This window comes from Stutzerimonas stutzeri (assembly GCF_002890915.1).
Taxonomy (GTDB): Bacteria; Pseudomonadota; Gammaproteobacteria; order Pseudomonadales; family Pseudomonadaceae; genus Stutzerimonas; species Stutzerimonas stutzeri_AF.
Window position 1 is genome coordinate 228,673 of record NZ_POUT01000006.1, and the last position, 23,545, is coordinate 252,217.

A 23,545-nucleotide genomic window follows, 5' to 3' on the forward strand; every position below is an offset into this window, starting at 1 on the left:
TTGAGCCACCTTCGGGTGGCTTTTTTTATTTCGCTGCCCAGGCAAGTGAATGGCATGGAAGGTCGGGCCTGAGCTTCGAGCTACAGGCGGTCCTTTGGCCCGCATCGCCGCGAGGGCGCGCCTCCTACAGGGGTGTACCGGCCGCTTTTTGTGGGAGGCCCGACCTCGGGGCGCTAGCTTTTGGAGCTTGTCGCTTCAATTCATGCCGTCCAGCAGCCCCGCCATGTCGTCGGCGTGTTCCTCTTCCTGGGCGAGGATGTCTTCGAAGATGCGCCGGGTGGTGGGGTCCTTGTCGCCGATGTACTGGATGATCTCCCGATAACTGTCGATGGCGATACGCTCGGCCACCAGGTTCTCGAAGACCATGTCGCGCAGCCCGTTGCCCTCGACGTACTGGGCGTGGGCGCGTTCGGTCAGGCTGTCGGGGTTGAAGTCCGGTTCGCCGCCCAACTGCACGATACGCTCGGCGAGGCGATCGGCATGCTGCTGTTCCTCGTTGGCGTGCTCGAGGAATTCGTCCGCAGCCAGGGTGGATTTGAGCCCGGTGGCCATGTAGTAGTGGCGCTTGTAGCGCAGATAGCAGACCAGCTCCGTGGCCAGGGCTTCGTTGAGCAGGTTGACCACCACCTCGCGGTCGGCGGAATAGCTTTCGGTTACGGCTCCGTTCTCGACATGTTGGCGGGCCCGCTGACGCAGGCTTTGCTTGTCGCTCAGTTGTACGTAACTCATCACGGTGTCCTCGTCGGCTTTGTCTCGCCGCGAGGATGTCGCGGCGAATTCACGGTTCGCCAATTGAGATCGGAGCCGGGACGGAAAGTTTTGTGAGCTGGCTTCCATCCGGCTCCGGCTCGCGTGGCGGCCGGCCTGGCTCGTCGATCGGCAGCGGATCGCCTGGCTCCTCGCGCTTGGGATTGCGCTCCGGCATCGGCGGGTCGCTGTCCGGCTCTGGGCGTTGCATGGCGTCTCGCTCAGCTCAGGGCGCGCAGCAGCTCGTCCTTGCGCATCTTCGAGCGGCCGCGGATATCGCGCTCGCGTGCCTTGTCCATCAGTTGGTCGCGGGTCATGTCGGCCAGCGCCGTGCTAGCGGATTTCGAGCGGCGGGCCGAGCCCTTGTTCGGCGAATCGCCTTTGCGCGTCTGCGCTGCCCGGTGGGCGGAGTCCTTGCGTTCGGCGCGCTTGGCGGTTTCGCTTTTCGTCCTGCCCGAGCCGCCTTTGCGTTCGCCGCCGCCGGATTGCTTGTTGACCGTCGCCCAGGCTCGCGCCTCGGCCTCCTTCTCGGAAACGCCACGTTCTTCGTAGCTCTGCTCGATATGCTCGGCCTTGCGCTGCTGCTTTTCGCTGTATTTGGATTTGTCTCCACGGGGCATGGCGGGCCTCCTTGGTCGTGGAAATAGGCGGCGCAGCGGGTGCCGCTACGCCGCCGATGCGTCTCAACGGCGCTGATTGCGCTGGTTCTCCTCGAGTTGCCGGCAAGTCAGGAAGCCTTTGCCGTCCACGCGTCCAGAGGCGTCGAAGCTGACGTAGTAGGGCTGCTGCTTACCGTCCCGGCTGAGGATGTAGTCGTGGCAGAGGCCCGGAGCGGCGGTACGGGCGCCGGCGCTGGATGGTTCGCCGCCGATTGCCAGTACCCGCTCCTGGGTCATTCCCTCTTCGACGTCACGGACCAGGGGCTCATCGCGATAAGTGATCCGGTCGACGGGGTTCTGCACGTTGCTGGCGCAGCCGGCGAGCAGCAGTACGGCCGCAAGGGGGTAGAGCGCGCGCTTGAACATGGGAAGTCCTCGCTGGGTAGGGTTCTCTTTTGGCCCCTGAGCGCTCCGGGAGTTTCAGCGCAGCGCCGTTTCACGCCTGTGGCGAGGCCTCTCAATCGCCGCCTGGCGTGACGCGCCAGATGACGTTGCCGACGTCATCGGCCACCAGCAGGGCACCGCTCTTGTCTACCGCGACACCGACCGGACGCCCCATGGCCTCGCCCTTGTCGTTGACGAAACCGCTGAGCACGTCCTCGGGCGCCCCGGCCGGCATGCCTTCGCGGAAGGGAATGAACACGACCTTGTAGCCGCTGCGCGGCTTGCGGTTCCAGGAACCGTGCTGGCCGACGAAGGCACCCTTGGCATAGCGCTGCGGCAGCAGTGTCCCTTCGTAGAAGGCCAGGCCGAGCGAGGCGGTGTGCGCGCCCAGGGCATAGTCCGGGACGATGGCGCGCGCCACCAGCTCCGGCCGCTGCGGCTTGACCCGCACGTCGACGTGCTGGCCGTAGTAGCTGTAGGGCCAGCCATAGAAGCCGCCGTCCTGCACCGAGGTCATGTAGTCCGGCACCAGGTCGCTGCCGATTTCGTCGCGTTCGTTGACGGCGGTCCAGAGCGCGCCGCTGTCGGGCTGCCAGGCCAACCCGTTGGGGTTGCGCAGGCCCGAGGCGAACAGCCGCAAGGTCCTGGTCCGGGGATCCACCTCAAGGATCGCGGCACGGTTTTCCTCGGCTTCCATGCCGTTCTCGGCCACGTTGCTGTTCGATCCGCTGGTGACGTACAGGTGCTTGCCGTCCGGGCTGGCGATGACGTTCTTGGTCCAGTGATGGTTGATCGGCCCGGCCGGCAGGTCCACCACCTTCTCGCCTTCGGCAGCGATACGGGTCATGCCCTCCTCATAGGAGAAGCGCAGCAGCGCGTCGGTATTGGCTACGTAGAAATCGCTGCCCACCAGCGCCATGCCGAACGGCGAGTGGAGGTTTTCCAGGAACACCGTGCGCCGCTCGGGCACGCCGTCGCCATCGCTGTCGCGCAGCAAGGTGATGCGGTTGGCGCTGGGATTGCCGGAGCCGGCGCGGGCCATGACCTTCTTCATGATCCAGCCGCGAATGCCCTGCTTGCCCTCCTTGGGCGGTGCATCGCTTTCGGCGACCAGGACGTCGCCGTTGGGCAGCACATGAAGCCAGCGTGGATGATCGAGGTCGCGGGCGAATGCCTCGACTCGCAGGCCCGCTGCAGCCTGGGGCTTGGCGCCGTCCGGCCAGCCTGTGGCGGGGGCGATGTTCACCGTCGGCAGCAAGGTCTTGTGCGGTTCCGGCAGGGGCGGGTTGGGGCCATAGCCGGATTCGACCGGCAGCGTGGCCGTTTCGCTGCAACCGCCGAGGGCCAGCAGGCCGGCACCGATCAGCAGGACAAGGCGGGAATCGTGCATGGGAATTCCTCAGGCTGGTGGTGGGGGCGGGCCGCCATCGTTCGGCCCGCGCGAGCTGCTTCCTTCGTTGCCTTTCCGACGCTTGTGGGCGTGCAGCGCGGCGTGCCGCTCCAGCCGCGGCATCAGCACGAAGATCGCCAGCGCCAGCAGCGTGCTGAGCACGGCGGTGGCCTCGTGGCCCATGCCGACGGCGATGCCGATGGCCGCGGTGAGCCAGATGCCCGCAGCGGTGGTCAGCCCTTTGACATCCTCGATCGAGCTACCTTTGAGGATAGTCCCGGCACCGAGAAAGCCGATGCCGGTGACGATGCCCTGGATCACCCGCGAGATGTCGTCGCCGCCCATGCCGGCTTGCACCGGCACTAGCACGAACAGGGCCGCGCCCAATGCCACCAGCATGTGGGTGCGCAGCCCGGCCGCCTTGCGCCGGCGCTCGCGTTCGTAGCCGAGCAGTCCGCCCAGGATCGAGGCGATCAGCAGGCGACAGCCGATCCGTGTCGCCTGCTCCAGGTCGGGAATGTCGGAAAACTCCGAAGCGATGGTGCTGCTGATGATCGACCACCACTCCATGTTCGTCTCCAGTGCGCTGGGGTCTGACTGTATTGAGTCGTGGGAGCGCAGTGGGTTCGGTCAGTCGCGTGCGGCAGTCATGGGGCCTCGCCGGGGGCTTGTCCCATTCGTACCTGGGTTGATCCCGCTGGCCGCGCAGGCCCCTGATCGGTCACCTGGAAACGCAACATGCCGATCATCTGCCCGGCCTCGGTGACCACCCGTACCCGCCAGCGGCCTGCCGGTGCGGCAGGGAAATTGCGTTTGTGGGTCCAGGCCCGATAGCCCGCCTCGCGACCGCCGCTGATGTCCAGGGCGATGCGGTCGACTTGCCGGCCATTGTGCAGCCATTCGTGGTAGATGCGTTCCTTCAGGCCACGCGGCGCATTGATCGCGGTATAGGCATACAGCCCGTTGGCCTTCAGCTCGGCGCTGTTCAGCTGGCGCAGGCCCTGGCCCGGTTTGCGCTGGCGGTCATCGAGGCTCATGGTCACCGCGACATCGGTGAGCCAGAGCGTAGCCGGCGGCACCCAGGTGCGCCCCAGCCAGCCCGCGCCGCCGAGCGCCACGGCCAGCAGCACGATGCCCGGCACGTTGCGCCAGCTCCAGCGCGGGAACAGGCCGCTGAGGCTCGGCAGCGCCAGTAGCACGGCGACCGCCAGTGCCAGCTGGTAGCTCTGCGGCGTGGAGAGATGGAGGATGATCGGCAAGGCGGTAAGCAGCACCGCGAACAGTGTCAGGGTATGGAAGCCGAGGTAGAGCCAGCGCCTCGGTGCCAGCCACCTGTAGTACAGCGGGTCGATCAGCGAGATCAGCGCCGCCACGCCGAGCAGCCCGGTGAACAAGGCCTGACCGCTGTTCCAGGTGGTGGTGATGACGAAGAACGGAATGATGAAGAACAGGCTTTCCTGGTGCACCATTTGCGTCGCGTAACGCAGCAATGGTGGCGGCACCTGCCAGCCGAACCTGCGCTGCAGGCTGCGGCGCAGGCTGGATTCGAGCACCAGCCAGAGCCAGCTGACCAGCATGACCAGCGCCACCACCTTGGCCAGGCCGGCATGCCGTTCGACCAGCAGGAAGCTGGCCACGCCGGAACAGAAACCGAACAGCGCGATGGTCCCCGGATAGCGGCGGATCAGGCGGCTGGCCAGTTCGAACAGGCGTGACAGCAAAGGCTTGAACTGCATGAAGCGGCGTTCCGGGTAGAGGCTTGTTACCAGTATCGGGTACGGCAGGGGCGGTGCAAATGTGCTGGGCGCCGCTCGCCTGCCATTGTGCCCCGGCCGCGACCGAGTCGTGTGCCGAGCGATGAGGTTTTCGTCATTTTCCGCGCGTGCGCCGTCCCGCGGCGGCGCCGGCACGGTGGAAACGGATCAGTTCGGCGAAGCTTCGCCGTCCTCGTGAACCCGCTCCGCTGGCTGCGGTAGCGCCGAGGAGTGATGGCTGGTGATCAGCCACTGCCCGGCGGGGTCGTGCCATTTGTAGGTGAAGGTATAGCGTGCGCGGACGGTGCTGCCATCGCCGAGGTGGAAATCGTAGAGGCCGGTGTCCAGCGCGCTGTTGCAGTCGATCTGGATCATCCGCGAGACGACCTCGCCGGTCGGCTGCAAGGCGAGGAAATGCCTGAAATAGTCGAGCTTGCCTGCTGCAGTCGGGCGCGGGGTGTTGGATACCGTCGGCAGCAGCAACGACCCGGGGGCATAGTTGTCGACCACGCGCTGCGGATCGCCCGACTGCACGTCGTCGTTCCAGCGGTCGAAGAGAGCGGCGACCTGCTGCTCGTCGATGGTATGGCAGGCTCGATCTTCGGCCTGTGCGGCGATGGGGGACAGGGAAAGCAAGAGCAGGGGTAGTGCGTATTTCATTGCATTACTCGAGGTGGAGGGGTCGATTGCGGAACAGGAGCCGCTGCGGTTCTGCGCCTTCGCGCATGACTGTGACCGCCCAGGCCTGTCGACATTCCATCCCCTAATGAAGCATTGCCCGGTCCAGCGCTTCGCGGACCTCACGGAAGGAGCCGGCGGCCTCGGGCGAGAGGCGAATCAGCGGCAGATCGACGGTCCGGCACAGCTGGTCGAGGAAATCGTCCGCGGCCTGTGGCTCGTCCAGCTTGAGCGCGCAGACGGCGGCCAGGTCGCGCTTGCGGCACAGGAGGAAATCGAAGCGCTGCGCGGCGATCCGGTTGGTCGCCCGGTACCAGTACGCCCTGCGCGCGAGGGCGGTGACCTCGACGACATCGGCGACGCCTACCTTGGCGAGGATCAGGTAGTCGTCGCCGGCGCTGCGTTGCAGCGTCGCCAGCAGTTCACGCTCGGCCGGGGCGAACAGGGGCTCCTTGAGGCGATAGGGAAACTGCAATGCCGGATGGTTGAGCTGCCGGTTCTTGATGAAGAACACCAGCACGAAGCAGACGAAGGCCACCAGCGTCAAGGCGAGCCAGCTCATCCGGGGCGGCCTCGTCCTGCCGGCGGCACCAGCCTGCGTGCGGACTCAATGGCGCGATCGTTCATGCGGCCTCCTGTCTGGTTGTCTACCATGGTGGAGTGCAGAGCGCGGAAATGGTTTCCTCCGTTATCCACTACAGCTGTGCAGCTTTCTGTGGATAAGCATGGGAATGAAGGCGCTGGACCTTGCAGCACTAGGTCTTGAAGAATCTGCTCAAATTTCGCTCAATGCCTTGTTTGTCGAAGGAAAAAGCTCCAGCCGGCATGAGAAGGGAAAGAACCGCAGGCGTCCTCGCCATTGGCGATGGGTTATCCCCGGTTATTGTGGACGTCATTGTGGATAAAGCGGGCAAAGACGTCGCGAAGCCCCATATCTTTGCCGCCTTGGCGTCACTGGCTGAATTTTGCTCAGCTCGACGGAATGCCCGTTGCACGGGCATTCCTGCACCGCGGCGCGGTCGATCATGCCGGCGCGGTTTTTTCCCACCTGGCGTGCACGGTCGGCTGCCAATCCTCGAGCAGGCGCAGCAGCGTTTGCGCCGAATCGCTGCGCTGCAGCATGTCGCGATGGGCGCCGCGCACGAAACGTTCCTCGACGAGATGGTCGAGGAAGTGGCTGAGCTTGCTGTAGAAGTGGTTGACGTCGAACAGGCCGAGCGGCTTGTTGTGATAGCCGAGTTGGCCCCAGGTCCAGACTTCGAACAGCTCTTCCAGCGTCCCCAGGCCGCCGGGCAGAGCGATGAAGGCGTCCGACAGCTCGGCCATCCGGGCCTTGCGTGCGTGCATGCCGTCGACCACTTCCAGGCGCGTGAGTCCGGTATGGCCGACTTCGGCATCCTTCAGGCTCTGGGGGATGATGCCGACGACTTCGCCGCCGGCCTCCATGGTGGCGTTGGCCACCACCCCCATCAGGCCCACGGCGCCGCCGCCATAGATCAGCGTGATGCCATTGGCTGCCAGGGTGCGGCCGAGTTCGCGGGCGGCCTGTTCATAGATCGGGTTGGCGCCCGTGCTGGCGCCGCAAAAAACGCAAATGGAACGCAGGGACATCGTTGACTCCGTTGCAGGGACTGCCCGCAGGTTACGCCGCGCGGCGACCGGGGCCAAGCGGTGCCCCCGGCGAGATCATCGATCGACCCAGGCACCGCTGACCGCCGAGGCGTAATCGGCGAACAGGCATTCGAACAGGTTGTGGCTGAACATGGTCAGGCTCCTCCGCGGTTGATGAGCCCATGGTATGGGCGCTCCGGCTAGCCGGCCCGTTGATTCTGAACATCGTCGCGATAGGACGATGGCTATCGTGACTGCTTGGGTTTATCCCCGAACTCTGTGCAGCAATCTGTGGATAAGCTTGGGAAGAGCCGCTGCGAGCGAGTGCTCATCGGGGCTGGCGTGGTGCGTACATTTTTTGCCCAGATAACTGGGGATGCGGCTGGATGCCGCGCTACAGGGGGGTTGTCGTCATGTTGACGAACAGTGGGAAGCTATCAAAAGGGCGACATGCAATGGCCGAGGTTATCCCCGGAAGCTGTGGAAAACTCTGTGGTTTGTTTGGGTAAAGATGCCTGTGGAGCCGTTTTGACGGGGGTTGAGCCGGATTGAATGAAAAATGCTCATGACGGTGGACGTGGCTGCCATCGTCCATCGCATCATCCCGCTGTCTTATGCTCCGGCATTCATTCGCGGCCAGTTGGTTGTGGGTGCCTGGGCCCTCGCCGACACTCGCCCGGTCGACGAAACCGTCCCATGAAAAATCCGCTGAAGGAGCCCCGAATGACTGAAGCCATCCGCTTCGAAGACAAGGTTGTGATCGTCACCGGTGCCGGTGGCGGGCTTGGCCGCGCACATGCGCTGCTGTTCGCCCGTCATGGCGCCAGGGTCGTGGTCAACGATCTGGGCGGCAGCGCCCAGGGCGAGGGGGCCAGCAGTTCCGCCGCCGATCGCGTGGTAGAGGAGATTCGCCAGGCTGGCGGCAGCGCAGTGGCCAACCACGACTCGGTGACCGATGGCGGCAGGATCGTGCAGCAGGCGCTGGATACCTTCGGCCGTGTCGATGTGGTGGTCAACAATGCCGGCATCCTGCGCGACAAGACCTTCCACAAGATGGAGGATGCCGATTGGGACCTGGTCTATCGCGTACATGTCGAAGGCGCCTACAAGGTCACCCGGGCCGCATGGCCGCACATGCGCGAGCAAGGCTATGGCCGGGTGATCTTCACCGCCTCGACGTCCGGCATCTACGGCAACTTCGGCCAGTCCAACTACGGCATGGCCAAGCTCGGCCTCTACGGGCTGACCCGCACCCTGGCGCTGGAAGGGCGCAAGAGCAATATCCTGGTCAATGCCATCGCGCCCACCGGCGCGACGCGCATGACCGAAGGGCTGATCCCGCCGCAGGTATTCGAGCAGCTCAAGCCGGAGCTGGTCAGCCCGCTGGTGGTGTACCTGGCCAGCGAGCGCTGCCAGGACACCGCCGGGCTGTTCGAGGTCGGTGGCGGCTGGATGGGCAAGGTGCGCTGGGAGCGCAGCCTGGGCATGGGCTTCGATCCGCGGGCCGGCTTCGATGCCGAAGATGTCGCCGCACACTGGCAACGGATTTGCGACTTCGAGAATGCCGCACACCCGGCGGACAACATCGAGGCGCTCCGGGAAATGATGGCCAACCTGCAGCAGCACGCCGGCTGAGGCATGGTGGCGGCCGGCGCCTTCCGTTGGGCGGGGAGGCACCGGCGCAGGGTCAGGCCGGCGCCGTCAGCGCGTCCGGCTGCAGCAGGCGCATCGCCTTTTCGCGGGCCTGGCTCAGGTCGCGCACGTACAGCAGCCGCCCCTCCAGCCGGTGGATGCCGGCGCGGCGCAATTTCAGGCGCACCCGCGCGTTGCTGCCGCTGAGAATGAGGGTGACGCCCAGCTTGCGGTAATCCACCAGCACGTTTTCCAGCGCCGCCAGGGCAGTCATGTCCAGCATCGGTACCGCGCTGACGTCGACGATGACGACCTTGACCTCGGGGTTGAAGCGGCGCAACGCGCCGAGCGCCTTTTCCGCCGCGCCGAAGAACAGCGGGCCACGGATGGCATAGGTGGCGACGTGCTCGGGCATATCCTGGAGAAGCTTGCGTTGATCGCGCGAAAGCACCGTGGTGTCGGTCAGCTCGCTCATGCGCTTGATGAACAGGCCGGCGGCCAGCAGCAGGCCGACGCCCACCGCCAGCACCATGTCGAACAGCACGGTCAGCACCAGGCAGGTCAGCAGCACCAGCACGTCGCTGCGCGGCGCGATGCGCAGCACGTGCAGCACATGCGGCGCTTCGCTCATGTTCCAGGCCACGATCACCAGCAACGCCGCCAGCGCGGCCATCGGCAAGTAGCTGAACAGCGGCGCCAGCCAGAGGATCGCCACCAGCACCACGCCGGCGTGGATGATCGCCGCCAGCGGTGAAAACGCCCCGGCCCGCACGTTGGTGGCGCTGCGGGCTATCGCGGCGGTAGCGGTGATGCCGCCGAACAACGGGGCGATCAGGTTGCCCAGGCCCTGGCCGATCAGTTCGCCATTCGGCTCGTGGTTGCTGCCGGTCATGCCATCGGCCACCACCGCGCAGAGCAGCGACTCGATGGCGCCGAGCATGGCGATGGCAAAGGCCGGCGCCAGCAGCTGATGGAACAGATCGTAGTTCAGCTGCAGCGGCTGGCCATCCGGCCCGGGCAGCAGCCATGGCCAGGCGAAGTCCGGCAGGAACGGCGGGATACCCGGGTGGCTAACGCCGTCGAGGGTATAGCTGAAGCGTTCTCCCAGCGTGGCGACCGGCAGCCCGGAGGACTCCAGGGCCAGCCCCACCAGCGCGCCGACGGTCAGCGCTACCAGGTGTCCGGGAACCTTGGGTACCCAGCGCGGCCAGATGATCAGGATCGCCAGGCAGATCGCCGCCACCAGGGTGTCGCCAAGCCGGGCCCCGGGCAGCGAGCGCACCAGCAGGGCGACCTGCTCGACATAGTGTTGCGGCTGTTCCAGCAGCATCAGCCCGAACAGGTCCTTGATCTGCAGCGTGGCGATGACGATGCCGATGCCCGCGGTGAAACCGAGGGTGACGGGATAGGGAATGAAGGCGATCAGGCGCCCCGCGCGCAGCAGGCCGAGGGTGATCAGGATGAGGCCGGCCAGCATGGTGCACAGCAGCAGCCCGCCAAGCCCGAACTGCTGGGTGATCGGCAGCAGGATCACCACGAAGGCGGCGGTCGGCCCCGAGACGTTGAAGCGCGACCCCCCGGTCAGGGCGATCAGCGGAGCGGCGATCAGCACGGTATACAGACCATGCTGCGGCGCCACGCCGACGGCGATCGCCAGCGCCATGGCCAGCGGGATGGCGATGATGCCAACGGTCAGGCCCGCGCTGATATCGCCGCGCAGGGCGCGGGCTCCGTATCCCAGGCGTAGCGCCTGGCGCCAAGCGGCGAAGAGGGGGGGGAACTTCATGCCGGGGACGCTCCTTGTGCGCAAAGCGCCATTATAGGCGCGGAAGCAAGCTGCTTTTTGTGTCCCCTGAAAGATCGCTCGGCCGGCGAGGGCGGCGATGTACGACCTTGGTCGCAAGCGGCCCTGGCGCGTTGAGTGAGCCGCCTTCGAGGAGTAAACTGCCGCCCCCGTGATACCCCGTGGAGCGGAGGCGACATGCGTAAAGACAAGAAACAGGTGATTGGCGACGAGATCGCGGACGAGTCGATCAAGCTGTTTCTGCAGCCTGAGCCGGCTGACGACACGCCCCCTTCGCTGCACAAGCTGGTCAAGGCCTATCGTGGCCTGCGCCTCGATGACTTCGAGCGCTTTCTCGGTTTCTTCGTGGCGGCCGGCTACGACCTCGGCGCCCGGAATGCCAAGGGGCAGGACTTCATCGACCTGGTCGCCGACCAGCGTCACGCCAGGCCCTACATCGAATTGGTCGAGGCCATGCGCGGCTGATCCGAAGGGGCGCCGCTTCGTATCGAAGTATCGAGCATAGTCGCCAGCGCGCGGACTGCGAGCCGCGCGCAGCGGCCGGGCTCGCAAGCAGGATTCACAATCGTTTTTCTCGCCGCGTCGCCGTAGAGCACTGGGCAAGGCCCGCTCCGGATGGATCGCAGCGAGGGGAAGGAGGCCAAAAGCCGCCCTTCCGACAGCTGGCAGGTGATGTTCGACGCCTGTTCTCGGGCACATGCTCCCGAGCAGCGGTATGGGAACCATGCTCCGTTCCCGACCGTCTGGCTGGTGGGTTTTACGCGGCCGCGTACTGCGGTCACGACAGTTTAATGCTGTGATTCTGGAGAACGCGTTGATGACGCAACACGATAGTGAAGCAGTGGACATGGTGCTGGTGGGAGCCGGCATCATGAGTGCGACCCTGGCGGTACTGCTCAAGGAACTCGATCCCAATATCAAGCTGGAAATCGTCGAGCTGCAGGAGTCCGGGGCCATCGAGAGTTCCAATCCATGGAACAATGCCGGTACTGGCCATGCGGGGCTGTGCGAGCTGAACTACACCCCGGACAGCAAAGACGGCACGATCGACATCAAGAAGGCCGTGCTCATCAATACCCAGTTCGAAGTCTCGAAGCAGTTCTGGGCTTACCTGGCCGACCGCGAGGGCTTCGGCTCTCCCCGCGACTTCATCAATTCCGTGCCGCACCTGAGCTTCGTGCGCGGCAGCAAGAACATCGATTACCTCAAGCGCCGCTTCGACGCGCTGAAGACCCACCATGCCTTCGCCGACATGGAATACAGCGAGGACCGCGCGACCCTGGCCGAGTGGATGCCGCTGATGATGCCGGGCCGTGCCGCCGACGAGCCGATCGCCGCGACCCGCGCCATGAATGGCACCGACGTCAACTTCGGCGCGGTGACCAGCCAGCTGCTCAGCTACCTGTCGCGCAACACCGGCGTCAAGGTGTCCTACAACCAGAAGGTCACTGGCCTCGACCGCACCGCTAGCGGCTGGAAGGTCGACATCAAGAACACCCGCACTGGCGATTCGCGCGAAGTGCAGGCTGGCTTCGTCTTCCTCGGCGCCGGCGGCGCGGCACTGCCGCTGCTGCAGATGTCCGGCATCGAGGAAGGCAAGGGCTTCGGTGGCTTCCCGGTCAGCGGCCAGTGGTTGCGCTGCGACAATCCGGAAATCGTCAAGCAGCACCAGGCCAAGGTCTACAGCCTGGCCGCGGTCGGCGCGCCGCCGATGTCGGTGCCGCACCTGGACACCCGTGTGGTCGATGGCCAGAAGTCCCTGCTGTTCGGGCCCTACGCCGGTTTCACCACCAAGTTCCTCAAGCGCGGGTCGTTCATGGATCTGCCGCTGTCGATCCGCCCGAGCAACATCGGCCCGATGATGGCGGTGGCTCGCGACAACATGGACCTGACCCGCTACCTGATCAAGGAAGTGATGCAGTCCATGGACGATCGCCTGGAAACCCTGCGCGGTTTCTACCCCGAGGCCAAGGCCGAGGACTGGCGCCTGGAAGTGGCCGGCCAGCGGGTGCAGATCATCAAGAAGGACCCGAAGAAGGGCGGCATCCTGCAGTTCGGCACCGAACTGGTGGCGGCGAAGGACGGCACCATCGCCGCGCTGCTCGGCGCTTCGCCGGGCGCTTCGGTCACCGTGTCGATCATGCTGGATCTGATCGAGCGCTGCTTCCCCGAGCAGTATCGCTCGCAGGCCTGGGCGAGCAAGCTGGGCGAGATTTTCCCGGCTCGCGAGACCACGCTGCAGAATGATGCGGTGGCGTACCGTGAGATCAGTGCAATGGCGGATAAGCGCCTGGGCCTGGTCGACTGAGCCTGATCGTTCCGGTTGAATGGAAAAGCCCTGCATTGAATGGTGCGGGGCTTTTTTATGGATGTTAGGTGCTGATACCGGACTGGCAAGTTTGGGTGTTACTGCCATTTGGTTTGGGCTTGAACCTCGGCGATCAAGGCGCTTACCGAGTGTGCTGACACTTCTGGTTTCGCCCGAGTCGCCTGGAAGATCGAGAATTATTGCTTTTTGCTCGATGCACGAACTATCAGGCGACGCCAAAGGCCCCTTCAGGAGGGTGAGCGGAATCGTTGCGTAGGGGGTTGAGCGGCATGGACGCCGCGAGAGACGCGAAGGGACAGGGACGTCCCTTCGCGGCGTGCCCCTGGAGCGGCGATGGAGCGAAACGGAGCGTAGCGGAGTAACAGCCGCAGGCTGGCCCGGAGGGCGAGCGAAGCGAGTAACGGACCCGGAGCGAAGCGCAGGGCCGGATGCAGGGGCAAGCGTTTTTGCTTACTTTTTTCGCGACTGAAAAAAGTGAGTCGCCCAGCAGGGCGAAACCAATCTCTCAAGCAACTCGCTAAACGCCAGTGAAAGCAAAACTTTCATTCAACACACCCAATCTTGCCAGTCCGGTATCAGCTGTCTCTGCTCACGATAATCTGCAGAGAACCTCACATGCCGATCAAGCCGCGCGCGTAGCGTCGGCCGGCAACTGCCGGCCGATCCAACCCAGCCGCACCTCCACCACCTCGACCCAGCGTGGCCCCTGCGGTCTGGCGGCGCTGCTGAACAGCATGCGACAGCAGCCCTGCTCATCGAGCAGGGCATAGTGACGGAGTGCGCGGCGGCGCAGCAGGGCGGGAAGCAATCGCATGGAGTGGCGCTCATGGCTGTGACATCGCCGCCTTTATCGCAGACATCCGTGACAGGCGGATGAAGGAACGTGCCGGTGTCGCAGCCGGTCTGAATCGCATCACTGTCGGCTGGCTGCGCCGCTGGGTATACTGCCCGGCGTTCGTCGTTCCCTAACCTTGGAGAAAACAGCATGCTGCGGCGCCTGTTGTTCGGTCTTGTCACTGTCCTTGGAGTGAGCCTGGTCGGCTGTGCCCATAGCCCCCAGCAGCTCGATCCCAGTCCCAAACTCGGCGGTACCATCAATCCTGTCGGCCAGGGACAGCCCGTGGTGGTGCGGGTCGTCGACGGTCGTGCCTCGCCGACGCTGGGCACCCGCGGCGGGTTGTATCCGGAAACCAGCGCGGTGATCGTGCCCAGCGAGAAGATCATTCCCAAACTGCAGGCGCAGACCGAAGCGGCCGTTCGGCTGCTGGGTTTCACGCCATCACCGAATGCCTACAACGCCCCGCAGCTGACCCTGACGCTGGCCGAACTGAAGTACCAGTCGCCCAAGGAAGGCCTGTATGTGACCGAAGCCAACATCGGCGCCACCCTGCGGGTCGAGGTACAGAATTCCGGCAAGCGCTACAACGGTCGCTATGGTGCTTCGTTGAACCAGCGCTTCGGCATGGCGCCCAACGAGCAGACCAACACCAAGCTGGTTAGCGATGTCCTGAGCGATGCGCTGACCCGCGTATTCCGCGACGAGAGCATCGGTCGCCTGCTGGCCGAATAGCGCCGCCCCGCTCCCCGGACGTCACCATGAACCCGTCTCATCGAGACGGGTTTTTTATGACCATGTCCCGCTCGCGCATCGCATGTGCGTCGAACGTCGGGCGCAGGTTGGCTCGGGCCTGTAGGTTGGGTTGAGGCGCATAGCGGCGAAGCCCAACGTATTCGTGCCCATGCCAGCCTGTTGGGCTTCGCGGCGCTCAGCGCCACCTACCCGCGAGCGCCCGATCAGCGGCTGTTGCAAGGCTTCGGCCGAATATGTCCAGCAAGGCCCTGCGACACGTAAGGGGCGTAGCCTTTTATGAGCAACTGCTGGTGCTTATCGCCTGTTGAAATGCAGAAGCCCCGCGCGGGGCGGGGCTTCTGGCGGTGTAGTGAGGCCGGGCTCAGCGTACGCCGGAGTTGCGCAAGGCCGCCGGGGTGTACTGGTTGGAGTTGGCCTTGTAGTTGTAGGTGTAGGGGTTCTTCTCTTCGTTCTTCATGCCCATGACCAGGTAGCGGCCGGAGACGAGGTCGTAGAGCGTCTCCATCGCATACAGCGGGACCTGCACGTTGTAGATGTAGGTGCTGTGCGCCTCGGCCACGCGCCAGAGCTGGTTGCGACCGTCGTAGTGGTCGATGATCGCGGCCTGCCAGGTGTCCTCGTCGATGAAGAAGTGGCGCTTGGCGTAGATATGGCGCTCGCCCGTTTTCAGCGTCGCCTCGACTTCCCAGACGCGGTGCAGCTCGTAGCGGGTCAGGTCCTGGTTGATGTGGCCGGCCTTGAGGATGTCACCGTACTTATGTTCGGGCGAATCCAGGCGGTAGGCGTTGTAGGGGATGTACAGTTCCTTCTTGCCCACCAGTTTCCAGTCGTAGCGATCCGGTGCACCGTTGAACATGTCCAGGTTGTCGGAGGTGCGCAGGCCGTCGGCGGCGGTACCCGGGCCGTCATAGGCGACCTGGGGCGCGCGGCGCACGCGGCGCTGGCCGGCGTTGTAGATCCACGCCATGCGCGGCTCCTTCACCTGGTCCAGGGTTTCGTGCACCAGCAGCACGTTGCCCGCCAGGCGCGACGGCTCGGTCACCTGCTGCTTGAAGTAGAACAGGATGTTGCCGTGCTTCTCCGGGTTGTAGTCGGTAAGGGTGTCGGTGTAGACCACCTCGTCGATGAACTTGACCAGGCTGTAGCTGCCGTTGACCTGTGGCGTGGCCTGGGCGACGAGGCGCCGGGCCGAGCTACCGCGGTAACGGGTGATGTGGTTCCAGATGACTTCCAGGCCATCCTTGGGGATCGGGAAGGCGACGGCGGTCTGGAAATTCTCCAGGCCGTTGCCGCCACGGACCAGGTTGGCCTGGCGCGCGTTGTGCGCGGCGGCATCGTAGATGTGCTGCGGCATGGCGGCACTGCGGCGGGTTTCGAAGACCGGCAGGCGATAGGTCTGTGGATAACGCTTGAGCATGGCAATCTGCCCGGGGCTCAGGTTGTCCTTGTATTGCTCGTAGTTCTGCGCGGTGATGGTGAATTTCGGCTTGTCAGCGCCGAACGGGTCGCCGACGAAGCCGTCGGCGCTGATCGGGGCGGCATCCTGCGGCAGGCCGCCGGTCCAGGCCGGGATGGTGCCGGCGGCGTTGCCGGCCATTTCGGCGCCGACCGGTGTCAGCGCGTTGCCGAGCCTGGCCGCCTCGGATTCGGATACGGCTGCCATGGCACTGCTGGCCAGGAATGACAGCGTAAGGGCCCCCATTGTGAGTATTGTTTTTTTCATTATCTGGTCCTGTGCTCCTGAATAGCTGTTCCCCCGCGGCGCTTGCGGCGAGCGGGCGTCGATCGGCGTATCCGTAGAGCCGATGCATGCCGCAGCCCCGCCTGGCTGTCGGCCCGCACGCGCTCTAGCTTGCCGCTTCGAGGTATGGCGAGGGTGAAGGTCGGGAGGACTATAAGTCAAGATTGAACGATGAACATGGCGCCATAAGCCAGCCTGATAATGGTGGGGCCGAGCCGCCGCTCCGTCGGAAAAATCCAGGTGTGGCGTTTCGCTTGCTAGACTGCGCGGCCGCGTTCGGCGATGCGTCGAACATTCGATCACACCTGAGCGGAGGTCTGGATGTCGCTGCAGGCGCCCCTGGTCATGAGCCCGGTTTTTCTTCTCGACTGCATGGCGCTGCTCTGCGCCCTGTGCGGCAGCTGGTTGCTGCTGGCCACCCGCTGGCGCGAGCAGCGCGCGGCAACGCGCTTGCTGGCGGCTGGCGATTCCGCTGCCGGGGCGGCGGAGGTCGGCCACGCGGCGGCGATTCGCCTCAATCGGCTGTTCTATCGGGCCGGTTTAGCCGGGCTGGCGCTGGCCCTGGCATTTTCCTGGGGCGGCCAACTGCTCTGACGGCCGCCGCCGCTGTTCGAGCGGCGGCAGGGCGCGGTTCTTAGAGCTCCAACCCGGCATTGAGTCGGTACTGATTGCGTACCGGCATGGCGTACTGCTGGATCAGGTACGGCTGCTGCACGCTGGGGCAGGCGGCCAGGCGCTTGGCCCATTCGGCCTCGGCGCGCTCCACTTCCTCGCGGCTGAACAGTTCGGCGGCGCTGGGCACCTCGATCTCCGGGTCACGGCCATCCCACAGGCGATAGGCCAGGTAGTGCACGGGAAACAGGCGGTAGCCGCAGAGGATCTGGCGGTCGACGGCCGCGGCCATCTGCTTGGCGTCCTCGGGGACGTTGTCCATCGGCGTGCCGAAGGCCACGTGGACCCGTCCCTTGTAACCGGTGATGCCCAGCGCGATGCTGGCGTCGTCCTCGCCCGGCGCCTTGCAATAGCTGCCGGTGGTGGCACGGATGTACAGCTCGCGCGCCTTGGCCTGGTCGCAGGGGTCGTATTCGTAGCTGATCGCCACCGGAATCGGCCGCAGCGCGGCGAGCGCGTCGGCGAACGACTCGTCCTTGCGACTCATGTGCAGCATCTTGAGGATCGCCGAATCGGTACGGTCGTCGCCGTCCTTGGCGCGGCCTTCGGCCTGGGCGATCCACACCGATTCGCCGTCGTTACGGATCGAATGGTTGATGTAGGCCGAGAGCACCTGGTAGGCCGCCAGTTTCTCGCGGCGCCCGGTGATCGAGCGGCGGACGATGAAGCTCTTGTTCAGGCGCATCAGGTCGCTGACGAACGGCCGCTGCAGCAGGTTGTCGCCGATGGCGATGCGCGGCGTGCGGATGCCCGCCTGATAGACCGCGTAGTTGACGAAGGCGGGGTCCATCACGATGTCCCGGTGGTTGGCCAGGAACAGGTAGGCGCGGCCCTGCTGCAGCTGCTCCAGGCCCGAATAGGTCACCCCGTCGGTGGCGCGTTCGATGGTGCGGTCGACATAGGCTTCGATCTTGTTCTGCAACGCGTCCACCGTATGAATACTGGCGAACTCGCGGCGCAGCCTGCGGGCGATGATGGGTTTGATCAGCCAGCCCAGGGTGTCGGCCAGGCGTGGGAAGCGGAAGTGCGCCAGGATATCGAGAAATTCCCGATCGGCGAACAGGCGGGCCATGACGACCGGGACTTCGGTGTCGGCATAGGGTCGGATGGCTTCGAATTCGTCCATCATGCTCTCTGTAAAGGAAACGGCGAGAAACGGGCTCGTGCGGTGAACACAGCGGGTAATTTGCTGAACAGGCGGGGCGTCTGGCCCATACTCGGAGCACAGCGACCGCTTTCTCTGCCTGATCGCCCGCCATGTTTCGGCATGCGGCCGGCGCACCTCCTGCGAGGCGCACCTTGGTCAGTTCTTGGGTTTGCCGGTTTTCGGCGCGCTTGCGATGAGAAACCGGGACCTCAGAGACGGCGATTATAGCGACAAGTCACGTGGAGGACCGATGCTGGAAGCACAGCTCTATCAATGCCCGTACTGTGGCGAGCCGGTCGAGGCCCTGCTCGATCTCAGTGGTGGCGATCAGCAGTACATCGAGGATTGCCCGGTGTGCTGCCGGCCGATCGTGTTCGATCTGCGCACCGACGGTGTCCACTGGCAACTCGGGACCTTCAGGGAGGACGAGTGATGCAGCGTATCTACGAACCGCGCGACCTGCTGGAGGCGCAGATGCTCAGCGGCATGCTGATGGGCGAGGGCATCGATGCCTTTCTGGCCGGCAGCCATCTGCTGGGCGCCATGGGTGAGTTGCCGGCGGCGGGGCTGCTGGGGCTGATGGTGGCTGACGAGGATGCCGAGCGGGCACGCCAGCTGATCGCCGCGTACAATGGCGCCGAGCCGTTGCCGGGCGATGAACCGGAGAGTTACCCCGGCGAATTGATCTGCTGACGAGTCTTTCTATGTGTGGCCGCTACGCCCTTTTTCGCTGGAGCCAGGATTTTGCCGCCTTGCCCGGTTTCCCCGCTGACCAGCAGCCGCACTGGAGCCTGGCGCCTGGCGCCTCGGTGCTGTTGCTGCGCCAGGTCGACGAGCAGTTGCAACTGAGCCGGGTGCGTTGGGGGTTGACGCCCGCCTGGCTCACCGACCTGACCCGCACGCCTGCGCAGGCGCGCGCCGAAACCCTGGCCGAGCAGCCGATGTTTCGTGAGGCCTTCCGCCTGCGGCGCGGCCTGCTGCCGGCCAACGGCTTCTATGAGTGGCGTGGTAGCGCTCGCAAGCGGCCCTACTGGATGACCGGCGAAGGCTCGCTGAATTGGTTCGCGGCCTTGTGGGAGGCCTATCCGGTCGAAGGGCATACCTACCTGAGCGCCGCGGTGGTGACCCTGCCGGCGGCGAACCTGCGCCGGCCGCTGATGCTCGACGAGGCGGGGCGCTCCGCCTGGCTCGATCCGACGACCCCGCTGGACGTCTTGCAGGCGCTGCTCGGCCAGTCGCAACCGGCGCTGCGCGAGCGCCCGCTGGCGACGCTGGTGAACGATCCGAAGCTCGATGCGCCGGAGTGCCTGACACCGGCGTAGCCTGGGGCGGGCGGCGCTCTGCCGAGGTGTGCGGCGGCGCAACCCAACGCTCATCGATGTGCCGCCTGTTGCATCGCCCGTTGGGCTTCGCTTCGCTCAGGCTGCGCGCCCCGACCCAACCTACGGCTGCTCCGCCCATATGCACGGAGTGCACGCCGTAGGTTGCGGTTGAGGCGCGTAGCGCCGAAGCCCAACACCACGCCGAAGTGATGGTTGACGCCTTGCTCGTTGGGCTTGGCTCAGCCTCGGCGGCTCCACCCAGCCTGCATAAGCCGGCGCCTTGCGGGCCCTTTCAGACCCTGAACTGGTTGATCAGCCGGCGCTGTTGCTCGGCCAGGCGTGTCAGGCCGGCACTGGCCTGGCTGGCCTCCTCGGCACCGCCGGCGACCTGCTGGGCCACTTCGCCGATATTGTTGACGTTGCGGTTGATGTCCTCGGCGACGGCGCTTTGCTCTTCGGCGGCGCTGGCGATCTGGTTGTTCATGTCGTTGATCAGCGAGACCGCCTGGGTGATCGCCAGCAGCGCTTCGGCGGCGGCGCTGGCCTGCTCGACGCTGTGCAACGTGCGGCTCTGGCTCTGTTCCATCACGGCGACGACGTCCCGCGTGCCGTTCTGCAACTGCTGGATCATCTGCTGGATCTCGCCGGTGGCCTGCTGGGTCTTCTGCGCCAGGTTGCGCACCTCGTCGGCCACCACGGCGAATCCGCGGCCCTGCTCGCCGGCGCGGGCGGCCTCGATCGCCGCGTTGAGGGCGAGCAGGTTGGTCTGTTCGGCGATGCTGCGGATGGTCACCAGGATGGCGTCGATGTTTTCGCTGTCTCGTGCCAGGGCCTGCACCACGTCCACCGCGCGGCCGATCTCGCCGGCCAGTTCGGTGATGGTCGAGCCGGTGTCCTGGACGATATGACGACCCTGGTTGGCGGCGCGGTCGGCGTTGCTCGCCGCCTCGGCGGCCTGGCTGGCGTTACGTGCCACATCCTGCGCGGTGGCGGTCATCTGGTGCACCGCGGTGGCGACCTGCTCGATCTCGGCCAGCTGGGTCTGCACGCCCTTGTCGGTGCGGATGGCGATGTCGGCGGTGTGTTCCGAGGCATCGCTGACCTGCTGCACCGAGCCGACCACCTCGCCGATCATGCCCTGCAGGCGCGCGAGGAACGCGTTGAAGCCGGCGGCGATCTGCCCCAGTTCATTGCGGCTGTCGATGTTCAGGCGCTGGGTGAGGTCGCCTTCGCCCTGGCCGATGTCGTCGAGCATGGCCACCATGTCCCGCAGGGGCCGGGTGATGCGCCGGCTGATCAGCCAGAGGGCGGCGAGCCCGATCATCGCGATCAGCAGGCCGATCAGCAGCATGGCAGCGAGGCTGCTGTGGTTTTCCTGGGCCAGGGCGGTGATGAGCTGTTCCAGGTCCTGCATGACCACGGCCAGCGGCAGTTCCAGCATCAGCACCCAGCGGGCATCGGTGTCGGTGAAGGAAAAGGGCAGCAACACCTCGATCAGGCCGCGTGTTTCGTCGACCTGATAGTGGACCTGGCCGACCGGCAATCGCTCGATGCTCTTCAAGGCTTCGGGGGCGAGAATCTGCGCCGCCGGTTTGCCGAGCAGGGCGGCGTCGTGGCTGTAGGCGGCCAGGCGGCCGTTGCCGGAGATTAGCGCGATCTTGCCGACACCGCCGTAGAGCTGGTCGTTGACGCCGCCGAGCAGCTGCTGGATGAAGTCGACCCGGATGTCGGCGCCGACGATGCCTTGAAACTTGCCGTCGATGATGATCGGGGCGCTGAACGAGGACAGCAGCGCCTTTTCACCATTCATTTCATAGGGAGCCGGATCGCCCACGCAGGATTTCAGGTGCTCGCGCGGGCACAGGTAGTACTCGCCGGCGCGTACGCCGGTCTCGAGCAGCGTGGTGTCTTCGATGTCGGTGAGCCTGTCGAGCACCACGCTGCCGCCGTTGTCGCGATACAGCCAGCTGGCGAAACGGCCATTGAGCATGCCGGGCGCGTCGCCGCGGTACATCACGTCGTTGGCGTCCACGCCGTTGGGTTCCCAGGCGATGAACGTACTGTTCAGCGCCGGGTTCTGCAGCAGGGTCTCCCGTGCCAGATTGATCAGTTCCTCGCGGGTGAGGTTGGCCATGGGCATGCCCTGGTCATCGGTCATGCCGGGCAGGGCGTTGACCCGGGCGAGGCCGATGGCGATCTGCAGCGGCTCCTGCAGCTGCGCCTGGAGGCGGCTGACCTGCCATTGCGCCAGGGCGGTCACGCGTTGTTCGGCCATGCCTTCGATCAGCCCCCGGGTACGCTCCTCGACCAGTTCCTGGGTACGCATGCCGGATACCATCGCGTAGAGCAGCAGGGCCGCGATGATGGCGAGCGTACAGGCTCCGGCGAGGGCGGCGAAGGAGGTCTGGATCGATCTGAACATGGCGTGGCTGCTCTTGTTGGCTACGTCTGGTTCTGACGCTATCGGCAGGTTTCGTCATTGCTGCAGCCGCGCCTGTCGGTTGCCGGGGCGCCGGGCCGGCGCGGGGGCACGAGCGGCTCTGCGCTGCGGATTGCGTCGAACGCCGCCGGGCGGCGTTGCGCGAGTGCCCGTGGCCTGGGTGGCGTGCCTTGTGAGGTGCCGTTCGGCTTGCCGTCATTCGCTGCAGCGACGCGGCTTGCGATGAAACGGGAACAGCCCCTAGCATACGGCGCAGATTCCCCGGAGAAGCTCCATGTTCAAGCCGCAACCATTGCCCATGCTGATCGCCGCCGCGCTGCTGGCGGGCTGTCAGGCCGTCAATACCACCAGCGGTGGCGCCGTGGGCGTCGACCGCAAGCAGTACATGTTCAGCATGCTGTCGACCGAACAGGTCAACCAGATGTATGCCCAGTCCTATCAGGAGACGCTCAGCGCAGCCTCGAGCAAGGGGGTGCTGGAGCAGAACAGCGCAGTGAGCAAGCGGGTCAATGCCATCGCCCAGCGCTTGATCGCCAAGGTCTCGGTGTTCCGTCCGGATGCGGCGCAATGGGCCTGGGACGTCAACGTGATCGACAGCCCCGAGCTCAACGCCAACTGCGGGCCGGGCGGCAAGATCATCTTCTATACCGGGCTGATCGAGAAGCTGAAACTCACCGACGACGAGATCGCCGCGGTGATGGGCCATGAGATTGCCCATGCGCTGCGCGAGCATGGGCGCGAGGCTATGTCCAAGGCCTACGGCGTGCAGATGGCTACCCAGCTGGGCTCGGCCATGGGCGTGGGGACCGGCGGCCTGCAGTTGGCGAACATGGGCGTGGAGTACCTGATGACCCTGCCCAACAGCCGCAGCAACGAGAACGAGGCGGACCTGATCGGCCTCGAGCTGGCCGCGCGTGCCGGCTACAACCCGAACGCCGCGCTCACTCTCTGGGAGAAGATGGCTTCGGCCGGTGGTTCGGCGCCGCCGGAGTTCATGAGCACGCACCCGTCGTCCAGCACCCGTACCGCGGCGCTGAAAGCCAATATTCCGAAAGTCATGCCGCTCTACGAGCAGGCCCGCAGCGGCCGTTGATCCGGCCCGCTGTCATCCGGCCGTTCAGGTCGGTGGCAGCAAGGCGCCGAGAGGGGTGTCGATGCCCAGTTGCAGGCGCACCCCCTCGAGGTCGATCAGCGTGGTGATCTCTTCGATGTCGCCGGCCGGGTTCAGCGTCCAGACGCTCATCGCGGCGATGGCGAGGATCTTGTCGCTGGCCGGATAGCCGAGCAGTGGCATCGCCAGCGTCCCCATCACCGTGCTGGACGTGACGACCTTGTGGCCTTCGCAGATGCATTCGTCCACCACCACTTCCAGGTCCGGCATCGCGCTGCGCACGTTGCGCACTAGCTCGGCGAAGCCGGCACTGTTCAGCGGCTGGCTGATGAATGAGCCCTTGTAGCTGAAATACTTGCTCTGCATCTGTTCGGAAAGGGCCAGGCGGCCCTTGTTCCAACTCAGGTCGATATGGTTGCAGACTCGTTTCTTGCGTCCATCCGCTGACATGCAGCCTGGTCTCCTCGGGGCGCTGATGGTGCGCTGCGGCTGCGCACTCTATCAGCTCCCCGGCCTTGCGGATTTGCGCTGGG

25 protein-coding genes are annotated in these 23,545 nt (G+C 65.3%); 10 read left to right on the forward strand and 15 right to left on the reverse strand.

The window, feature by feature from the left end:
- Window positions 1-195 precede the first annotated feature (195 nt).
- The 9 genes from CXK94_RS12835 to CXK94_RS12875 all read right to left on the reverse strand — a co-directional run bounded on the left by CXK94_RS12835 (window position 196) and on the right by CXK94_RS12875 (window position 7,223).
- A complete protein-coding gene (locus tag CXK94_RS12835) occupies window positions 196-729 on the reverse strand; it encodes a ferritin-like domain-containing protein (protein WP_102894624.1) in 534 nt (177 codons plus the stop codon).
- Window positions 730-968: 239 nt separating this feature from the next.
- Window positions 969-1,367, reverse strand: a complete 399-nt coding sequence (locus CXK94_RS12840; RefSeq protein WP_102894625.1) for a Rho termination factor N-terminal domain-containing protein — start codon at window positions 1,365-1,367, stop codon at window positions 969-971.
- Window positions 1,368-1,430: 63 nt separating this feature from the next.
- A complete protein-coding gene (gene osmE / locus CXK94_RS12845) occupies window positions 1,431-1,772 on the reverse strand; it encodes an osmotically-inducible lipoprotein OsmE (RefSeq protein ID WP_037038572.1) in 342 nt (113 codons plus the stop codon).
- Between the two features lie 91 nt (window positions 1,773-1,863).
- Window positions 1,864-3,180, reverse strand: coding sequence for a PQQ-dependent sugar dehydrogenase (locus CXK94_RS12850; RefSeq protein ID WP_102894626.1), 1,317 nt, complete (start codon window positions 3,178-3,180; stop codon window positions 1,864-1,866).
- Window positions 3,181-3,189: 9 nt separating this feature from the next.
- Window positions 3,190-3,750, reverse strand: coding sequence for an MgtC/SapB family protein (locus CXK94_RS12855; RefSeq protein ID WP_102894627.1), 561 nt, complete (start codon window positions 3,748-3,750; stop codon window positions 3,190-3,192).
- Window positions 3,751-3,827: 77 nt separating this feature from the next.
- Window positions 3,828-4,916 (reverse strand): DUF5924 family protein, encoded by a 1,089-nt coding sequence (locus CXK94_RS12860; RefSeq protein WP_256046006.1) that lies wholly within the window; start codon window positions 4,914-4,916, stop codon window positions 3,828-3,830.
- Window positions 4,917-5,102: 186 nt separating this feature from the next.
- A complete protein-coding gene (locus CXK94_RS12865) occupies window positions 5,103-5,594 on the reverse strand; it encodes an SgcJ/EcaC family oxidoreductase (RefSeq protein ID WP_037038575.1) in 492 nt (163 codons plus the stop codon).
- A 103-nt stretch (window positions 5,595-5,697) separates the two neighbouring features.
- On the reverse strand, window positions 5,698-6,174 hold the full coding sequence (locus CXK94_RS12870) for a DUF2726 domain-containing protein (RefSeq protein ID WP_102894628.1): 477 nt from the start codon (window positions 6,172-6,174) through the stop codon (window positions 5,698-5,700).
- 461 nt (window positions 6,175-6,635) lie between these two features.
- The gene (locus tag CXK94_RS12875; RefSeq protein ID WP_102894629.1) at window positions 6,636-7,223 is read right to left on the reverse strand and encodes a TIGR00730 family Rossman fold protein; all 588 of its coding nucleotides are present in this window, start codon (window positions 7,221-7,223) and stop codon (window positions 6,636-6,638) included.
- 565 nt (window positions 7,224-7,788) lie between these two features.
- Here CXK94_RS12875 and CXK94_RS22640 point away from each other — a divergent pair.
- Together CXK94_RS22640 and CXK94_RS12880 are read left to right on the forward strand one after the other, a co-directional pair.
- Window positions 7,789-7,923, forward strand: coding sequence for a hypothetical protein (locus CXK94_RS22640; RefSeq protein WP_256046007.1), 135 nt, complete (start codon window positions 7,789-7,791; stop codon window positions 7,921-7,923).
- A 23-nt stretch (window positions 7,924-7,946) separates the two neighbouring features.
- Window positions 7,947-8,858, forward strand: coding sequence for an SDR family oxidoreductase (locus CXK94_RS12880; protein WP_102894630.1), 912 nt, complete (start codon window positions 7,947-7,949; stop codon window positions 8,856-8,858).
- Between the two features lie 52 nt (window positions 8,859-8,910).
- Here CXK94_RS12880 and dauA read toward each other — a convergent pair whose 3' ends face one another.
- Window positions 8,911-10,641 (reverse strand): C4-dicarboxylic acid transporter DauA, encoded by a 1,731-nt coding sequence (gene dauA / locus CXK94_RS12885; protein WP_102894631.1) that lies wholly within the window; start codon window positions 10,639-10,641, stop codon window positions 8,911-8,913.
- 195 nt (window positions 10,642-10,836) lie between these two features.
- Here dauA and CXK94_RS12890 point away from each other — a divergent pair, with 195 nt between their 5' ends.
- A complete protein-coding gene (locus tag CXK94_RS12890) occupies window positions 10,837-11,124 on the forward strand; it encodes a PA4642 family protein (RefSeq protein WP_037038583.1) in 288 nt (95 codons plus the stop codon).
- A 331-nt stretch (window positions 11,125-11,455) separates the two neighbouring features.
- Entirely contained in the window at window positions 11,456-12,967 is a 1,512-nt protein-coding gene (gene mqo / locus CXK94_RS12895) for a malate dehydrogenase (quinone) (protein ID WP_102894632.1), read from the forward strand.
- 643 nt (window positions 12,968-13,610) lie between these two features.
- Here the strand turns inward: mqo and CXK94_RS12900 are convergent.
- A complete protein-coding gene (locus tag CXK94_RS12900) occupies window positions 13,611-13,802 on the reverse strand; it encodes a hypothetical protein (protein ID WP_037039012.1) in 192 nt (63 codons plus the stop codon).
- Window positions 13,803-13,973: 171 nt separating this feature from the next.
- Here CXK94_RS12900 and CXK94_RS12905 point away from each other — a divergent pair, with 171 nt between their 5' ends.
- Complete coding sequence (locus CXK94_RS12905; protein ID WP_037039014.1) at window positions 13,974-14,558, forward strand: YajG family lipoprotein; 585 nt, start codon at window positions 13,974-13,976, stop codon at window positions 14,556-14,558.
- A 382-nt stretch (window positions 14,559-14,940) separates the two neighbouring features.
- Here CXK94_RS12905 and CXK94_RS12910 read toward each other — a convergent pair whose 3' ends face one another.
- The gene (locus tag CXK94_RS12910) at window positions 14,941-16,302 is read right to left on the reverse strand and encodes a DUF1329 domain-containing protein (RefSeq protein ID WP_102894633.1); all 1,362 of its coding nucleotides are present in this window, start codon (window positions 16,300-16,302) and stop codon (window positions 14,941-14,943) included.
- 339 nt (window positions 16,303-16,641) lie between these two features.
- Here CXK94_RS12910 and CXK94_RS12915 point away from each other — a divergent pair, with 339 nt between their 5' ends.
- Complete coding sequence (locus CXK94_RS12915) at window positions 16,642-16,914, forward strand: hypothetical protein (RefSeq protein WP_102894634.1); 273 nt, start codon at window positions 16,642-16,644, stop codon at window positions 16,912-16,914.
- 40 nt (window positions 16,915-16,954) lie between these two features.
- On the opposite strand, the gene CXK94_RS12920 is transcribed toward CXK94_RS12915, so the two are convergent.
- On the reverse strand, window positions 16,955-18,121 hold the full coding sequence (locus CXK94_RS12920) for a 1-acyl-sn-glycerol-3-phosphate acyltransferase (protein WP_037039019.1): 1,167 nt from the start codon (window positions 18,119-18,121) through the stop codon (window positions 16,955-16,957).
- Between the two features lie 268 nt (window positions 18,122-18,389).
- Here CXK94_RS12920 and CXK94_RS12925 point away from each other — a divergent pair, with 268 nt between their 5' ends.
- The 3 genes from CXK94_RS12925 to CXK94_RS12935 are packed head-to-tail and all read left to right on the forward strand — an operon-like array spanning window position 18,390 to window position 19,461.
- Entirely contained in the window at window positions 18,390-18,572 is a 183-nt protein-coding gene (locus CXK94_RS12925; protein ID WP_037039022.1) for a CPXCG motif-containing cysteine-rich protein, read from the forward strand.
- Window positions 18,572-18,832: a DUF2007 domain-containing protein gene (locus CXK94_RS12930; RefSeq protein ID WP_037039024.1), complete on the forward strand. Its 261-nt coding sequence runs from the start codon at window positions 18,572-18,574 to the stop codon at window positions 18,830-18,832. The genes CXK94_RS12925 and CXK94_RS12930 overlap by 1 nt, the downstream gene beginning before the upstream one ends.
- Before the next feature lie 11 nt (window positions 18,833-18,843).
- Window positions 18,844-19,461 (forward strand): SOS response-associated peptidase, encoded by a 618-nt coding sequence (locus CXK94_RS12935; protein ID WP_102894635.1) that lies wholly within the window; start codon window positions 18,844-18,846, stop codon window positions 19,459-19,461.
- Window positions 19,462-19,753: 292 nt separating this feature from the next.
- Here the strand turns inward: CXK94_RS12935 and CXK94_RS12940 are convergent, their stop codons facing one another.
- Window positions 19,754-21,883 (reverse strand): methyl-accepting chemotaxis protein, encoded by a 2,130-nt coding sequence (locus CXK94_RS12940; protein ID WP_102894636.1) that lies wholly within the window; start codon window positions 21,881-21,883, stop codon window positions 19,754-19,756.
- Between the two features lie 292 nt (window positions 21,884-22,175).
- On the opposite strand from CXK94_RS12940, the gene CXK94_RS12945 reads away from it, so the two are divergent.
- A complete protein-coding gene (locus CXK94_RS12945; protein ID WP_102894637.1) occupies window positions 22,176-22,994 on the forward strand; it encodes a M48 family metallopeptidase in 819 nt (272 codons plus the stop codon).
- 24 nt (window positions 22,995-23,018) lie between these two features.
- On the opposite strand, the gene CXK94_RS12950 is transcribed toward CXK94_RS12945, so the two are convergent.
- Window positions 23,019-23,462 carry an ester cyclase gene (locus tag CXK94_RS12950; protein ID WP_102894638.1) on the reverse strand — a complete coding sequence of 148 codons (444 nt, stop codon included), beginning with the start codon at window positions 23,460-23,462 and terminating at the stop codon, window positions 23,019-23,021.
- Window positions 23,463-23,545: the final 83 nt, after the last annotated feature.